The 14,602-nt window shown below is 75.5% G+C and carries 9 protein-coding genes; 2 read left to right on the forward strand and 7 right to left on the reverse strand.

The genetic code is table 11. From position 1 onward, the window contains the following. Window positions 1–212 precede the first annotated feature (212 nt). The gene (locus ABT093_RS30005; RefSeq protein ID WP_350569798.1) at window positions 213–557 is read left to right on the forward strand and encodes a hypothetical protein; all 345 of its coding nucleotides are present in this window, start codon (window positions 213–215) and stop codon (window positions 555–557) included. A 113-nt stretch (window positions 558–670) separates the two neighbouring features. On the opposite strand, the gene ABT093_RS30010 is transcribed toward ABT093_RS30005, so the two are convergent. The 3 genes from ABT093_RS30010 to ABT093_RS30020 form a co-directional block, all read right to left on the reverse strand. Then, on the reverse strand, window positions 671–2,164 hold the full coding sequence (locus tag ABT093_RS30010; RefSeq protein ID WP_350569800.1) for a DHA2 family efflux MFS transporter permease subunit: 1,494 nt from the start codon (window positions 2,162–2,164) through the stop codon (window positions 671–673). Then, complete coding sequence (locus ABT093_RS30015) at window positions 2,161–2,358, reverse strand: MbtH family protein (protein WP_350569801.1); 198 nt, start codon at window positions 2,356–2,358, stop codon at window positions 2,161–2,163. Before ABT093_RS30015 ends, ABT093_RS30010 begins: the two co-directional genes overlap by 4 nt. A 117-nt stretch (window positions 2,359–2,475) precedes the next feature. Further along, a complete protein-coding gene (locus ABT093_RS30020) occupies window positions 2,476–9,696 on the reverse strand; it encodes a non-ribosomal peptide synthetase (RefSeq protein ID WP_350569803.1) in 7,221 nt (2,406 codons plus the stop codon). Between the two features lie 129 nt (window positions 9,697–9,825). Here ABT093_RS30020 and ABT093_RS30025 point away from each other — a divergent pair, with 129 nt between their 5' ends. After that, window positions 9,826–11,013, forward strand: a complete 1,188-nt coding sequence (locus ABT093_RS30025; RefSeq protein WP_350569804.1) for a M20 family metallopeptidase — start codon at window positions 9,826–9,828, stop codon at window positions 11,011–11,013. Between the two features lie 133 nt (window positions 11,014–11,146). Here the strand turns inward: ABT093_RS30025 and ABT093_RS30030 are convergent, their stop codons facing one another. From ABT093_RS30030 to ABT093_RS30045, 4 genes are all read right to left on the reverse strand, one after another. Beyond that, window positions 11,147–11,932 carry an AMP-binding protein gene (locus tag ABT093_RS30030; RefSeq protein ID WP_350569805.1) on the reverse strand — a complete coding sequence of 262 codons (786 nt, stop codon included), beginning with the start codon at window positions 11,930–11,932 and terminating at the stop codon, window positions 11,147–11,149. Next, the gene (locus tag ABT093_RS30035; protein ID WP_350569807.1) at window positions 11,932–12,156 is read right to left on the reverse strand and encodes a phosphopantetheine-binding protein; all 225 of its coding nucleotides are present in this window, start codon (window positions 12,154–12,156) and stop codon (window positions 11,932–11,934) included. Before ABT093_RS30035 ends, ABT093_RS30030 begins: the two co-directional genes overlap by 1 nt. A 5-nt stretch (window positions 12,157–12,161) precedes the next feature. Further along, entirely contained in the window at window positions 12,162–12,803 is a 642-nt protein-coding gene (locus ABT093_RS30040) for an isochorismatase family protein (RefSeq protein ID WP_350569808.1), read from the reverse strand. Between the two features lie 88 nt (window positions 12,804–12,891). After that, a complete protein-coding gene (locus ABT093_RS30045) occupies window positions 12,892–14,589 on the reverse strand; it encodes a (2,3-dihydroxybenzoyl)adenylate synthase (protein WP_350569890.1) in 1,698 nt (565 codons plus the stop codon). Window positions 14,590–14,602: the final 13 nt, after the last annotated feature.

Genomic DNA, 14,602 nt, shown 5'->3' on the forward strand with positions numbered 1-14,602 from the left:
ATGACCACCCGCCTGACCGCCAGCCCCGACAAAGTCGGGCAATACCTCCGCCCGAAACCGCCTGCGGCGGCCTAAATCAGTATCGAACGCCCTCTGAGAGCGGCTCGGACCCCGAGCGGCGGCGTGTTGGAGACCTGGTTCGCGGGCGACCCTCGACTACTCTGCGTCGACGGGTGATCACATCATGACACTCTGCGACGAAAGGAGTCACCATGACGGACGACTTCACTCAGCGGCCGGCACCGGAGTCCGTGCGCCTGATCGACTTCGAGGAAGCGAAGGTCGTCCCGGGAATCGTTCCGGGCACCTTCATCCTCGTCGTCAGCGGGGAGAAGCCCTACGAGAGCATGACGGTCCGCCTCATCCCGCTGGTCTACGTCAGACAGCCCGAGTACTGGGGCATCGAGGTGACCGGCACGCTGCCCTCCGGCTTCCTGCTGCCCGTCACCGCCCCGTACACCGAGGCGCTGCCGCTGGACGGGATCACGGGCACCAGGGGCATCGAGGTGATCGGCGCGAACAAGCGGGAGAAGATCGAACTGCCGCGAGGCACATGAGGTCGGCTTCGAAGGAGCGCAGCGCGACGGCCCGCCCCCGGCAGGGTGGCGGGCCGTCGGCTGTCCGGCAGCCCGGCAGCCCGGCAGTCCGGCAGTCCGGCTGTCCGGCTGAGTCAGTCCATCGGCGGCGGGCCCGGGGGCTCCTTGGGGAGGCGGGCCGCGACCAGGGCGCCGAGGGCGACGGCGACGGCCGTGGCCAGCAGGGCGGCCCGGTAGGGCCCCGGCTCGGTGCCGTGCGCGCCGTCCTCCGAGAGGACGCCGATGAGGGCCGCCGCGCCGGCGATGCCGAACGCACCGCCGAGCGTGCGCACGATGGTGAACAGGCCCATCGCGCGGCCCATCGCGGGGGGCGGCACGTCCGCGAACCCGGCGATCTGCACGGTCAGCACGGCGGTGCCCAGGATCAGGCCCACGCCGAACATCAGCGCCCGCACGGCCCAGGCGTTCTCGCCCACGCCGGGCACGGCCAGCGCGGCCAGTACCAGGGCCGCCAGCAGCAGGGCCGGCAGCGCCAGCAGGCGCGGGCCGAGCTTCGGCAGCAGCCGGTCGACCACCTGGGAGGCGGCCATCAGGCCGATCGCCTCCGGGAAGACGCTCAGGCCCGCGTCCAGCGCCGAGCCGCCGAACGCCGCCTGGTGGAGCAGCGGGAAGGCGAACAGCGCGCCCATCAGTCCGGCGGCGGTCAGCAGGGCCAGCCAGCTGGCCGCGCCGAAGGACCGGTCGGCGAGCAGCCGGAGGTCCACCAGCGGCTCCTCGGCGCGCAGTTGGTGGCGGACGGCGAGCGCGAGCAGCAGCACGCCGAGCACTCCGGAGGCCGCCACCGCCGGGGAGGTCCAGCCGTGCGCGGGGCCGAAGCCGAGCACGTAGGTGAGCAGGCCGAGGCCGGGGGTGGCGAGCAGGAAGCCGGTGGTGTCGAAGCGGCCGGCCGGCGGCTCCTCCTGGTCGCGCAGCGCGAACAGGCCGGTGAGCACGGCCGCTACCCCGATCGGCACGTTGACCAGGAACAGCCAGTGCCAGGAGAGGTGCTCGGTGAGGAAGCCGCCGAGCGGCGGGCCGAGCGCGGGCATCAGCGCGGTCGGCACGATCAGCACCTTGCCGAGGCCTGCCCGCTCGTGCGGTTCGAAGGCCCGGAACAGCAGGGTCATGCCGACCGGGGTGAGCAGGCCGCCCGCCACGCCCTGGACCGCGCGGGCGGCGGTGAGCGCGCCGAGGCCGGGCGCGGCCGCGCAGAGCGCGCTGGCCAGGGTGAACACGGCGAGCGAGCCGAGGAAGACCCGGCGCACGCCGAACCGGTCGCCGAGCCAGCCGGCCGCCGGGAGGCCGACGGCGAGGCCGACCAGGAAGGCGGTCTCCACGGCGTTGGCGGCGGAGACCGGGCGGCCGAAGTCCCCGGCGATGGTGAACAGCGCCGGGTTGACGATCGTCGAGTCCAGGCCGTTCATGCACATCGCGGCCGTATAGACGAGCACGACGGCGAGGCGCCCGGCGAACAGCGGGCGCGCCGGGGCGGCGGCCTCGCCGGGGGCGGAGGTGGCGCTGCCGGGGGTGGGGGTGGGGCCGGGGCCGGAGGTGGGGCCGGGGCCGGGCCGGGTGTCCGCCTGGCTCATCGGGCCGGGTCGAGGTCGGTCCAGTGGGCGGTGATCCAGTCGAGGGCGGCGGAGCGCTCGCACGGCCCGTGGGCGACGGTCCAGCCGTCCGGGACGGCGGCGAAGGCCGGCCAGAGCGAGTGCTGGCCCTCGTCGTTGACGAGCGCGAGGAACTCGCCGTCGCCGTCGAAGGGGCTGGCGGGGGCGTCACTCATGGGGTGGGTTCTCCAGACAGTCTGGTCGTGTGGGGTGGCGGGCGGCGGGTGACGGCTGACAGATTTCAGAATCTGTTATCTGTTATCTGATATCTGTCAGTTGTCATTTGTCAGCGGTCAGCGGTCAGCGCTCGGCTGTCCGCTGTCGGCACGGGAGTCGAGTGCGGCGAGCCGCTCCGCGACGACGGACGCGATATGCGCGATCGGCTCGGGCAGGGTCATGTCCTTGTGCGAGCAGGCGACCTCGGTGTTGTCGATCCGCCCGGCCACGTACGGCGTCCACAGCTCGGGCACCAGGGTGTCGTCGATGGTGTCGACGACGGCGCGGAAGAACAGCACGTCGCCCTCGAAGCGGCGGTGGTCGTAGCCGCGCACCAGGTGGTTGATGTGCAGGTAGATCCGGTTCAGCGCCTCGACGGTGGCGTCGTCCAGTCCGGCCAGCGGGCTGCCCTCGCGGCGCAGCAGCTCGGTGACGTGGGCGAGTTCGAGCGGCCGGCCGTCGAGGTCCGCCGGGCCGTAGCCGCCCATGGTGAGCAGCGCCTCCAGCGCCTCGGCCTGGTCCGGCACGGGCAGGTCGCGGAATCCCTCGGCCGGGTAGGCGTCGAGCACGGCCAACAGCTCAACGGCGCAGCCGAGTTCCTGCAGCCGGGCGGCCATGGCGTGGGCGATGATGCCGCCGGTGGACCAGCCGAGCAGCCGGTACGGCCCCTCGGGCTGGACCTCGCGCAGCCGGTCGACGTAGTGGGCGGCCAGCTCCTCCATGGTCGCGGGCAGCGGCTCACCGGAGGTGGCGGCGCCGACGCCCTGCGCCTGGAGGCCGTAGATCGGCACATCGGCGGGCAGGTTGCGGATCAGGCCGGTGTAGCACCAGCTGAGCCCGCCGGCCGGGTGGACGGCGAACAGCGGGGCGCGCCGCCCGGGGGCGGTGGGCCGCAGCGGCAGCAGGACATCCAGCGCGTCGGCGCCGGGGGTGTCGGCGGCGAGCGCGGTGTCCAGTGCGGCGACGGTGGGCGCCTGGAACAGCGTGCCGATGCCGACCTCCAGGCCGAGCACGGCGCGGATCCGTCCGGCGAGCCGGACGACCAGCAGGGAGTGGCCGCCGAGGGCGAAGAAGTCGTCGTCGACGCCGACCGCCGGCACGCCCAGGACCTCGGCGAACAGCTCGCAGAGCTGCTGCTCGCGGGGGTTGCGCGGGGGCCGCCCGGCGCCGGCCGCGGGCGCGTCGGGGGCGGGCAGGACGCGCCGGTCGAGCTTGCCGTTGGCGGTGAGCGGGAGGCGCTCCAGCAGGACGACGGCGGACGGGACCATGTGGACGGGCAGGTCGGCGGCGGTGCGGGTGCGCAGTTCCTCGGCGGTCACCCGCTCGGCGCCGGGGGCGAGGACGGCGTAGCCGACCAGGCGCTTGTCGCCGGGCACGTCCTCGCGGACGATCACGGCGGCGTCGGCGACGGCGGGGTGGGCGGCCAGCACGGCCTCGATCTCGCCGAGTTCGATCCGGAAGCCGCGGATCTTCACCTGCTGGTCGGCGCGGCCGAAGTACTCCAGAACGCCGTCGGCCCGGCGGCGGGCGAGGTCGCCGGAGCGGTACATCCGGGTGCCGCGCTCGCCGAACAGTACGGCGTGCGGGTCGGCGACGAAGCGCTCGGAGCTGAGCGCGGGGCGGCCGAGGTAACCGCGGGCGAGGCCGGCGCCGGCCACGTACATCTCGCCGGTGACGCCGGGCGGGACGGGCTGCAGGTACCGGTCGAGGACGTAGACCCGCAGGTCCGGGATGTTGACGCCGATGGTGCTGCCGGTGCCGGCGGCGGCGCTCGCCCGGTCGAGGGCGATGTAGGAGACGTGCACGGTGGTCTCGGTGATGCCGTACATGTTGACCAGGGTGGGCGCGTCGTCGGCGTGCCGCTCGTACCAGTCGTCGAGGCGGCCGAGTTCGAGTGCCTCGCCGCCGAACACCACGTAGCGCAGGGCGAGTTCGCTGCCGGGGCGTTCCCGGTCGGCGGCGCTGAGCTGGTAGAAGGCGGACGGCGTCTGGTTGAGGACGGTCACCCGCTCGCGGGCGAGCAGGTCGAGGAAGGCCGCCGGGTCGCGGCTGACCAGGTGCGGGACGACGACCAGCCGCCCGCCGTGCAGCAGGGCGCCCCACAGCTCCCAGACCGAGAAGTCGAAGGCGTAGGAGTGGAAGAGGGTCCAGACGTCGTCGGCGCCGAAGCCGAACCAGTGGTCGGTGGCGGAGAACAGCCGGACCACGTTGTGGTGGGTGACCGGCACGCCCTTGGGCCGTCCGGTGGAGCCGGAGGTGTAGATGACGTAGGCGGTGTCCTCGGCGCGCAGCGGCCGGGTGCGCTCGTGCTGGGCCAGCGGGACGGCCGGGTAGCCGTCCGACTCGCCGCCGTCGACGAGGAGTTGCGGCACCTGGTGCTCGGGCATCCGGGGCGCGGTGGCGCGGTCGGTGATCAGCGCGGCGGGTGCGGCGTCGGCGAGCATGTAGGCGAGCCGGTCGGCCGGGTACTCGGGGTCGAGCGGCAGGTAGGCGGCGCCGGACTTGGCGACCGCGAGCAGGCCGACGACCAGGTCGAGGGAGCGCGGCAGGGCGAGCGCGACGATGGTGCCGGGGCCGATGCCGCGGGCGGCCAGCAGGCGGGCCACCCGGTCGGCGCGGGCGCCGAGTTCGCGGTAGGTGAGGGTGTGGCCGTCGTAGCCGGCGGCGACGGCTTCCGGGTGGGCGAGGGCGGCGGCCTCGAAGAGTTCGGGCAGGGTCGCCCCGGGCGCCGAGGCGACGGGGGCGCCGTTCCACTCGACGAGGGCGCGGTGCCGCTCCTCCGCGCTGATCAGCGGGAGGCGGCCGATGGCGGTGTCGGGCGCGGTGGCGGCGGCGGTGAGCAGCCGGGTCAGCCGCTCGGCGAGGGCCTGGACGGTGGCCTCGTCGAAGAGGTCGGTGCGGTACTCCAGGAAACCCGCGATGCCGCCCTCGCGCAGTTCGCCCGCGTTGAGGGTGAGGTCGAACTTGGCGGTGCCGGAGGGCATGGCGGCGACGGCGGCGGTGAGGCCGCCGCCGAGCGCGAACGCGCGGTCGGGGACGGACTGCCAGGCGAGCATGACCTGGAACAGCGGGTGCCGGGCGAGCGAGCGGGGCGGGTTGAGCTCCTCGACCAGGCGGTCGAAGGGCAGGTCGGCGTGGTCGTGGGCGCCGAGCACGGCGGTGCGGGCGCGGCCGAGCAGTTCGCGGAAGGTCGGCTCGCCGGACGTGTCGGTGCGCAGGACCACGGAGTTGACGAAGTAGCCGACCAGGGCGGCGGTCTCGTCGGAGTCGCGGCCGGCGACGGGTGTGCCGATCGGGATGTCGGTGCCGCAGCCGTGCCGGGTGAGCAGGGCGGCGAGGCCGGCCTGGACGGCGGTGAACACGCTGGCGCCGGTGGTGCGGGCGAGCGCGGCCAGGGCGGCGTGGGCGTCGGCGTCCAGGCGGAACGGCACGGTGGCGCCGTGGTGGGCGGCGACGGCGGGCCGGGGGCGGTCGGTGGGCAGGTCGAGCTGGTCGGGCAGGCCGGCCAGGGTCTTGCGCCAGTGGTCGAGTTGGCGGACGGCCAGCGGGCTGGGGGCGTCGGCGGTGCCGAGCAGCCGCGCCTGCCAGGCCACGTGGTCGGCGAACTGCACGTCGAGCGGCGCGAGTTCGGGGGCGCGTCCGGCCAGGCGGGCGGTGTAGGCGGTGGCGAGGTCGCGGGCCAGCGGGGTGGTGGAGGCGCCGTCGCCGGCGATGTGGTGGAGCAGCAGGAGCAGGGTGCGGGTGCCGTCCGGGTTGTCGAACAGGGTGACCCGCAGCGGGGGTTCGGCGCCGAGGTCGAAGGCGTACCGGACGGCCTCGGCGAGCGGGCCGGTGCCGGTGTGCAGTTCGACCGGGGCGGGCGGCAGGATCCGCTGGTACGGCTCGCCGTCGGCGGATTCGCCGTAGACGGTGCGCAGGGTCTCGTGCCGGGCCGCGAGGTCGGTGACGGCGAGCGCGAGGGCGGCGCGGTCGAGCGGGCCGGTGAGGGTGAGGGCGAGCGGGATGTTGTAGGTCGGGCTGGGGCCTTCGAGCCGGTAGTGGAACCAGAGGCCGCGCTGGGCCGGGGAGAGCGGGAGGCGTTCGGTGCGCGCGACCGGGACCAGGGCGGGGCGCGGTTCGGGGGCGGTGCGCTCGCGCAGCAGGGCGGCGAGGGCGGCCGGGGTGGGGTTGCGGAAGACGTCGGCGAAGCCGACGGCGGCGCCGAGGCTCTCGCGCAGCCGGGCGGCGAGCCGGCCGGCCAGCAGGGAGTGGCCGCCGAGATCGAAGAAGTCGGCGTCGCGGGAGGGGAGTTCGCTCCGCTCCAGGAGGTCGGCGAACAGTCCGCCGATGATCTCCTCCTGTGGGGTGGCGGGCGCGGCGCCGCTCTCCTGCCCGGCGGCCTCGGGCTCGGGCAGGGCGCGGTGGTCGAGCTTGTCGTTGCCGGTGCGCGGCAGGTCGTCGAGGACGAGGACGGCGGCGGGCACCATGTGCTCGGGCAGCCGGGCGGCGAGCGCGGAGCGCAGCGCGGCCGGGTCGAGGACGGCGCCGGCGGCGGGAACGGCGTAGCCGAGCAGGCGCTTGCCGTTCGGGCCGGGGCGGGCGATGACCGCGGCCCGGTCGACGCCGGGCAGTTCGCCGAGGACGGCGGCGATCTCGCCGGGCTCGATCCGGAAGCCGCGGATCTTCACCTGGTCGTCGGCGCGGCCGAGGAACTCCAGGGTGCCGTCGGCACGGCGGCGGGCGAGGTCGCCGGTGCGGTACATCCGGCTGCCGGGCGGGCCGTAGGGGTCGGCGAGGAAGCGTTCGGCGGTGAGGTCGGGGCGGCCGAGGTAGCCGCGGGCCAGGCAGGCGCCGGCCACGTACAGTTCGCCGGTGGCGCCGTCGGGGGCGGGGCGCAGCGAGCCGTCGAGGACGTAGGCGCGCGAGCCGCGCACGACGCGCCCGACGGGGGCGCCGTCCGGGCCGGGGGTCCAGGAGTAGGCGTCGACGGTGGTCTCGGTGGGGCCGTAGAGGTTGACGGGGGCGAGGCCGTCGACGGCGGTGAGGCGGCGCCAGAGCGGGTCGGGGGTGGCCTCGCCGCCGACCGCGATCACGGCGGGGCGGTGGCGGTCCTCGGCCAGCAGGTCCTCGGCGAGCAGGACGTCGAGGTAGGAGGGGGTGACGTCGAGGTAGTCGATGCGCTCGCGGTGGACGTGGGCGGCGAGGGCGGCCGGGTCGCGGTAGGTGTCGTCGTCGAGCAGGTGGAGTTCGTGGCCGTGGAGCATCCACAGCACCGGGTCCCAGGAGGCGTCGAAGGCGAAGGAGGCGCTGTGGGCGACGCGCAGCCGCTCGCGGCCGGTGCGGGCGACGGCGGGGGCGATGTGGTCCTCGCCGTGGCCGGCGTGCAGGTTGGCCAGCGAGGCGTGGGTGACCACGACGCCCTTGGGGCGGCCGGTGGAGCCGGAGGTGTGCAGCAGGTAGGCGGTGTGCGCCGGGTCGGGCGCGGGCAGCGTCGACCGCTCGGATTCCGCGGCGAGTCCGGCGCGGACGGCGGGGTCGTCGAGGGCGACGGCGGGGCGGTCGGCGGCGCCCGGGAGGCCGGCGAGAGCCTCGGTGGTGCCGACGGCGCAGACCGGGCGGGTGTCGTCGAGGATGTCGGCGATCCGCTGCCGCGGGTGGGCGAGGTCGAGGGAGAGGCAGGCGCCGCCGGCCCTGAGCACGGCGAACATGGCGACCAGCGTGTCGGCGCCGCGCGGCATGGCGAGGGCGACCGGGGTGCCGGCGCGGACGCCGAGGGCGGCGAGGCGGTGCGCCAGGCGGGTGGCGGCGGCGTCGAGTTCGGCGAAGGTGAGGGCGGTGGCGCCGCTGCGCAGGGCGACCGCGTCCGGGGTGCGGGCGGCCTGCTCGGCGAGCAGTTCGGGCACGGTACGGGTGGCGGGGGGCTCGGTACGGCCGGAGGTGGCGCGGCGCAGGGCGTCCTCGTCCAGCAGGTCGATCCGGGCGATCGGGGTCCGCGGGTCGTCGAGCAGCAGGGCGGCGAGGCCGTCGAGGTAGCGCAGCAGGCCGTCGCGGTGGGCGGCGAGCGCGTCGGCGCCGTAGTGGTCGGGGTGGGCCTCCAGGCCGATCCGCAGGGCGCCGTCGGGGCCGGGCGAGACGGCGAGGGCGAGGTCGTCGACGGGACCGGCGGCGAGGTTGCGGACAGTGGCGGGCAGGCCGGCGAGGTCGAGGTCGCCCTCGAAGGCCTTGATGTTGACCATCGGTCCGAACAGGGCGCGGCGGGTGCCGGTCTGGGCGAGGTCGCGGCGCAGGTCCTCCAGCGGGTAGCGCTGGTGGCGGCGGACCTCGCGGACCTCCAGGACGACGCGGCGCAGCAGTTCGGCGGCGGTGTCGCGGGGGTGCACGGCGAGGCGCAGCGGCAGGACGTTGGCGGTGGCGATCGGGGTGCGCAGGGCGGCGGGGCCGCGGCGGTTGGCGAGCGGCAGGCCGAGCACGACGTCCTCGGTGCCGGCGAGGCGGTGCAGATAGCCGGCGGTGGCGGCGATGACGAGTTCGGCCCAGGTGGCGCGGGCGGCCTTGGCGGCGGCCTCCAGGCGGGGCAGGGTGCCGGCGGGCAGTTCGGCGGCGAGGCGCGGCAGTCCGGCGGGGCCGGCGGGGGTGCCGCCGGGGAGGGTGGCGGGGGCGTCGGTGCCGGCCAGCCGGGTGCGCCAGAACTCGCGGTCGGCGGCGTGGTCCCGGCTCGCCCGGTAGGCGGCCTCCTCGGCGGCGACCTCGGCGGGGGTGGCGAAGCCGCGGTCGGTGGGGCGGGTGCCGGCGGTGAGCGCGGTGTAGAGCTCGGCGACCCGGCCGGCGAGGAGGGTGAGCGCGTAGGCGTCGACGGCGAGGTGGTGGACGCGCTGGTACCACCAGTGGCGCCCGTCGGCGAGGCGGATGAGGGCCTGGGTGAACAGCGGGCCCTCGGTGAGGTCGACGGGGCGGGCGAGGTCGGCGCGCATCCAGGCCTCGGCGGTGGCCTCGGGGTCGGCGTCGGCGCGCAGGTCGAGGTGGTGCAGGGGCCAGGGGCGGCCGGGGGTGAGGCGCTGGTGCGGGGCGTCGTCGCGGCCGCCGTCGGTGACGACGACGGCGCCGAGCGCGTCGGCCTCGTCGACGGCCCGGCGCAGGGCGGTCTCGAAGAGCGCGGCGTCGAGCGGGCCGGTGATCTCGACGGCGTCACCGGTGTTGTAGACCGGGCTGTCGGGGTCGAGCGCCTGGGCGTACCAGATCGCCGCCTGGGTGGCGAGCAGCGGCACGTCGGCTGCGGCGGGGACGGCGACGGGGTCGGACGCGGCCTGGTGGCGACGCATGGTTCTGAGAGCTCCTCGGGTCCGGCGCAACGGAACGCCTGCTGCCTACTTAGGTTAGCCTAAGCTATCTGCATATTGTCTGGTCAACAGCCCGCCGAGAGGCGGGCCCTGACGCCCCCGGAGGCACCGATGTCCCCCCTGAACGCGAGCGAGCCGACCGTGAGCACGCCGGCGGCGAGCGGACCGGCCTCGGCCGACCCCCGCGTGAGGGAGGCGGTGCGCGAGCGCGTGCTCGCCCACCGGGACGAACTGCTCGCGCTCAGCCGCCGCATCCACGCCCACCCGGAGACCGCGTTCGAGGAACACCGGGCCGCCGAGTGGTGCGCCGAACTGCTGCGCGCCCACGGCTACGCCGTCACGCCGGGCGCGTACGGCCTGCCGACCGCCTTCGACGCGCGCCTCGGCTCCGGACCGGTCACCGTCGCCGTGGTCTGCGAGTACGACGCGCTGCCCGGGCTCGGCCACGCCTGCGGCCACAACCTCATCGCCGCCGCCGGCCTCGGCGCCGCGCTCGGCCTCGCCCCCCACGCCGAGCGGCTCGGGCTCACCGTGCGGGTGATCGGCGCACCCGCCGAGGAGCGCGGGGCCGGCAAGGCGCTGCTGCTGGACGCGGGCGCCTTCGACGGTGTGGACGCGGCGATGATGGTCCATCCGTGCCCGGTGGAGGTGGCCGACTTCCACTCCTTCGCGCTCGGCACCCTCTCGGTGCGCTACACCGGCCGCGCCGCCCACCCGAGCCTCAACCCGCACGAGGGACGCAACGCCGCCGACGCGCTCACCGTCGCCCAGGTCGCGCTCGGACTGCTGCGCCAGCAACTGCCGCCGCACTGGCGGGTGCACGGCATCACCACGGCGGCCGGGACGGCGCCCAACCTGATCCCCGACAGCGCGACCGCCGAGTACGAGATCCGTGCCTCGGCGGCCGAGGACCTCGCGGAGCTGCGCGCCCGGGTCGAGGACTGCTTCCGGGCGGGTGCGCTGGCCACCGGGTGCGAGGTCGAGCTGACCCGGCCCGAGCCGGACTACCTGGACTTCCGCAGCGACGCCGGGCTGCTCGCGCTGTGGCGGGCCAACGCGGCGGCGGTGGGGCGCCCGGAGCCGGTCGAGAGCGGGCCGTTCGCCTGCACCGACATGGGCAACGTCTCGCACGCGGTTCCGGCCATCCACCCGGTGCTGGACATCACCGGCGGCGCCTGCGGACCGCACGAGGCGGCGTTCGCCGAGGCCGCCGTCTCGCCGGAGGCGGACCGGGCCGTCGTGGAGGGCGCCCTCGCCATGGCGTGGACGGCGGCGGACTTCGCGGCGGCCCGCGGGTAGCGGGGGCGGGGCCCGCGAACGTGCGGACCTGCGGACCTGCGGGCTGACAACTGACAGATAACAGATGACAGATTTCAGAATCTGTCATCTGTTATCTGTCATCTGAAATCTGTCAGTTGTCAGCCGTCGGCCGTCAGCCGCGCTCCGGCACCAGGTGCACCGGCCCCGGCTCGGACAGCCGTTCGCCGAGGACCGACGGCGCGGCCCGCAGGGCCGTCACCCCGGCCTCGCGGACCAGCTCCCCCACTTCGCCCGGGCGGTCCGGATCGGCCAGCACCAGCGCCGCCCCGGTCCGCAGCGGCCAGAGGAACTCCCACAGCGGGAGCCCCAGTTGGAGCACCCGGTCGCCCGGTCCCAGCCCGTACGCGGCCTGCAGCTCGCGCACCCGGCGGTCCACCTCGGCGTGCGTCGTCCACACCCCCGCCGGCCGCCCGCCCGGCCCGTAGGCCCGGCAGAGCGGGTGCTGCGGGGTGAGCGCCCGCGGCGGGTCGGTGGCCGCCCGGCCGACCAGTTCGGCGGCGGCCGGCCGTTCCGCGGCCGGCACCCCCTCCCCCAGCACGCACACCGGCGCCGCGTCCGCCAGCAGCCACGCCAGCCGCCCCGGCGCGTCGTCCGGGTCCAGTGGCAGGTACGCCGCCCCCGACTTGGCGACCGCCAGCAGCGCCGGCACGAGGTCGGCCGGGCGGGTGAGTGCGAGGCCGACGACCGTCCCGGGGCGGGCGCCGCGGTCCGCCAGGCAGCGCGCCATCCGGTTGGCCGCGGCGTTCAGCTCGCCGTAGCGCACCGGTGCCGCGCCGACCGGCAGCAGCGCCGGGGCGTCCGGCGTCCGGGCGGCCTGCGCCTCGAACGGGCCGATCGCCGTGGTGGCCGGCCACCGCCGCGTCCGCGCGGTACGGTCCGCCCCCGTGCCGGGCTCCATCAGGACGCGCCGAGCAGCTCGGCCCAGGCCTCGACGGCCGGGCGCTCGGCCAGCTGCAGAAAGGCCACGTCGGCACCCTCCGCGCGCCAGCGCTCGGCCAGCGCCATCAGCCGCACCGAGTCCAGGCCCCAGTCGGCCAGGTTCTCGTCCAGCGGGATGTCCGCCGGGTCCTCGCCGAGCAGGTCGGCGACCTCGGCCCGGATCCGCTCCACGGTGAAGGCCATGCCCGTCACTTCCCTTCCAGTACGGCCAGAACGGCGTCGGTGGCGGTGACCACGCCGCAGCGTCCGGCCACCCAGGTGAGCGCGGCGCGGTGCTCCTCCGCGCCGAAGTCGGCGACCGCGTCGGCCACCACGAAGGCCCGCACGTCGCGCATCCAGGCGTCGCAGGCGGTCGCCTGCACGCCGATGTGCGCGTACACGCCGGTGATCACCAGTTCGTCGCGGCCCTGCTCGCGCAGCAGCTCGTCCAGGTCGGTGCGGACGAAGGCGCTGTACTTCCACTTGGTGAGCAGGCGGTCGCCCTCGGCCGGGGCGACCGCGTCGGCGATGGCCGCCGCACGCGGGTCGTCCGGGATGCCCGGGCCCCAGAAGTCCTGCTGCAGGCCGCGCTGTTCGGGGGTCTGGCCGCCCGGCTGCGCCGAGTAGACGACCGGCACGCCGTGCTCGGCGGCCCAGGCACGCAGCCGGTTGATGTTGGCGAACAGCTCGGTGACCGGCTCGGCCGCCGTGTCGAAGGCGTTCAGGAAGTGGTTCTGCAGGTCGTGCACCAGCAGCACGGCCCGGGACGGGTCGACCGTCCAGTCGACCCGGTTGGCCGGCAGCTCGGCGGCGGCGGGCATCGGATAGGAGGGGATGCGGGGCAGGCCCACGGCGGTGCGTCCTTAGCTGTGTCGGAGACGCCGAAACGGTCGGCGGGTTCGGGGAGTTCGGGGAGTGCGGGAGTTCGGAAGGGGAGGCTCAGGGGGTGGTGAGGGTGGCGGCGATGGCGGCGCGCAGGTCCTTCTTGCTGACCTTGCCGATGCCGGTGGAGGGGAAGGCGTCGACGAACTCGACGCGGTCCGGCACCTTGAAGTCGGCCAGCCCGCGCCCGCGCACGAAGCGCTTCAGCTCGACGGACTTCGGCGGCCGCGCGCGGTGCTCCTCGCGCAGCACGACGTAGGCGCAGGTGCGCTCGCCGAGGTAGGGGTCGGGCATCGAGACCACGGCCGCGTCGTGCACCGCCGGGTGGGCCAGCAGGTGGTTCTCGATCTCCTCGGCGGCGACCTTCTCGCCGCCCCGGTTGATCTGGTCCTTGGCCCGACCCTCGACCACCAGGTGGCCGGTGGCGGTGCGCCGGACCAGGTCGCCGGTGCGGTAGAAGCCGTCCGCGGTGAAGGAGGCGGCGTTGTGCCCGGGCGCGTTCCAGTAGCCGCGGATGGTGTACGGGCCGCGGGTGAGCAGGTGGCCGGTGGCACCGTCGGGCAGGTCGTCGTCCTGGTCGTCGACCACCCGCACCTCGTCGTCCGGGGAGATCGGCCGGCCCTGGGTGGTGACGACGACCTCCTCCGGGTCGTCCAGCCGGGTGTAGTTCACCAGGCCCTCGGCCATCCCGAACACCTGCTGGAGGGTGCAGCCCAGCACCGGGCGCACCCGGCGGGCCGCCTCCTCGCTGAACTTGGCGCCGCCGACCAGCAGCACCTCCAGGCTCTCCAGCCCGGTCGGCCCGCCCGCCTCCCGGCGGCGCTCGGCGGCCTCCAGCCAGAGCAGCGCCAGCGGCGGCACCAGGCCGGTGATGGTCACCCCCTCGCGCTCGATCAGCGGGAACGCCGTCTCGGGGCTGGGCTGCGGACAGAGCACCACCCGGCCGCCCGCGTACAGGGTGCCGAGCGAACCCGGCGAGCTGAGCGGGAAGTTGTGCGCGGCGGGCAGCACCACGAGGTAGACGCTGCGCTCGTCCTGGCCGCAGAGCTCGACCGAGCCGCGCAGCGAATAGATGTAGTCGTCGTGGGTGCGCGGGATGAGCTTGGGCACCCCGGTGCTGCCGCCGGACAACTGGAGGAAGGCGACGTCCCCGGGCTGCGGCTCCGGGACCTCGGCGCCGGACGCTCCCCCGGCGACGGCCGGCTCCACCGGGACGTCGGCCAGCGCGGTGTGCCCGCCGGCGTCCGCGCCGACGACCAGGACGTGCCGCAGCGACGGCGTCTCCGCCCGTACCCGGTCGGCGAGTTCGCGGTAGTCGAAGCCGCCCTCGACGGCGGGGATCACATAGCCGACGGCACCGGTGAAGGCGCAGAAGTAGGAGATCTCGGTGTAGCGGTGCGCGGGCAGCGCGAAGACCGGCAGCGCGCCGATCCGGAACAGCCCGAAGACGACCTCGAAGAACTCGGCGGTGTTGGGGAGCTGGACCACCACCCGGTCGCCCCGGACGATGCCCAGGGCGCGCAGCCCGGCGGCCATCCGGTCGGCCCGCCGGTCGAGTTCGGCGTACGTCCAGCGGCGGGCCGGGTCCTCACCGGTGCCGCCGGCCGGGTCGACGATCGCGATCCGGTCGGGGTGGGCGGCGGCGCGCTCACGCAGCATCGAGCCGAAGGTCTCGCCGCGCCAGTGGCCGGCGGCCCGGTAGCGCTCGGCGAACTCCGCCGGGTACGGCGTGAATCCGGCGAGCACCCGCTCCATCGGATCGGCGTCG

It is taken from the genome of Kitasatospora sp. NPDC002551, assembly GCF_040296005.1.
In the GTDB taxonomy this organism is placed as follows: domain Bacteria; phylum Actinomycetota; class Actinomycetes; order Streptomycetales; family Streptomycetaceae; genus Kitasatospora.

What these genes read in the sequence shown, in the direction of transcription:
- ABT093_RS30005 (WP_350569798.1), top strand. Translation starts at nt 213, where the DNA reads ATGACGGACGACTTCACTCAGCGGCCGGCACCGGAGTCCGTGCGCCTG.
- ABT093_RS30010 (WP_350569800.1), bottom strand. Translation starts at nt 2,164, where the DNA reads ATGAGCCAGGCGGACACCCGGCCCGGCCCCGGCCCCACCTCCGGCCCC.
- ABT093_RS30015 (WP_350569801.1), bottom strand. Translation starts at nt 2,358, where the DNA reads ATGAGTGACGCCCCCGCCAGCCCCTTCGACGGCGACGGCGAGTTCCTC.
- ABT093_RS30020 (WP_350569803.1), bottom strand. Translation starts at nt 9,696, where the DNA reads ATGCGTCGCCACCAGGCCGCGTCCGACCCCGTCGCCGTCCCCGCCGCA.
- ABT093_RS30025 (WP_350569804.1), top strand. Translation starts at nt 9,826, where the DNA reads ATGTCCCCCCTGAACGCGAGCGAGCCGACCGTGAGCACGCCGGCGGCG.
- ABT093_RS30030 (WP_350569805.1), bottom strand. Translation starts at nt 11,932, where the DNA reads ATGGAGCCCGGCACGGGGGCGGACCGTACCGCGCGGACGCGGCGGTGG.
- ABT093_RS30035 (WP_350569807.1), bottom strand. Translation starts at nt 12,156, where the DNA reads ATGGCCTTCACCGTGGAGCGGATCCGGGCCGAGGTCGCCGACCTGCTC.
- ABT093_RS30045 (WP_350569890.1), bottom strand. Translation starts at nt 14,589, where the DNA reads ATGGAGCGGGTGCTCGCCGGATTCACGCCGTACCCGGCGGAGTTCGCC.